This is a genomic window from Vibrio sp. 2130-1 (assembly GCF_033339515.1).
In genome coordinates this window covers 1-701 of record NZ_JAWOUT010000280.1, presented here as the reverse complement: position 1 = coordinate 701, position 701 = coordinate 1, and the positions used below count along the sequence as shown (strand labels likewise).

Here is a 701-nt window from a genome sequence, read left to right as displayed (position 1 = left end):
GCTAAAGTGACTTGGGTGGGTACAATACCTAGCAATGACACAACGGTTAATATTACCGCGGAATTTAACTTGGAGGGCTCACCGCTCAGTGTAAGTGAAACCACGAGTGTCACCTTTAAAATGTTTGGTATTTGTGGTGGTCAGGTGAATGATACGAATAAGTCCAATGCCACAGGTGTTTGTTTGAAAGTGGCTGAAGCCGATGGTAAATGGTTCACCAGCTCTCCTTCTAAAGCAGTAATGGATTATTTGGGGTATATAAAATCCGACAACAACAGGCCCAACACATATAAAGGACTTGCCGTAGAAGATGGAACGCATGGGCCAGCTGGAGAATTTGCTGAGTTTATGTATGGTTCAGGCATGTCAGATGACGGTGCCCAGTTGGATAGTTATTGCAATCATCTTTCTAGAATCAATTTTGCTGGAAAGAGTAAGTGGTCTCAACCTAGTTTAGCTGATTTGAGAGAGGTGGACGCGTATATGTATGAGAATTTTGGTTGGCCAACTAAAGCGCGGTATTGGTCTGCTACTTGGGCTGACGGCGAAAAATATCGCTGGAGTATTGACCTACATAATAAAAATGAAGAGATTAACGGTGTTAATTCAGGCCTCTATGCCTCATGCGTTTCAAATCCTTAGGGTTTAGTGTTGAAAGTTTAGCGTTTAGTATTTTTATTTTAGGCCCTTCGGGGCCTTTT

General features: G+C 42.5%; 1 pseudogene. It reads left to right on the top strand.

The features are described 5' to 3' along the window. A pseudogene (locus R7Q09_RS25740) lies at positions 1-642 on the top strand (hypothetical protein); the annotation flags it as partial. Positions 643-701 lie beyond the last annotated feature (59 nt).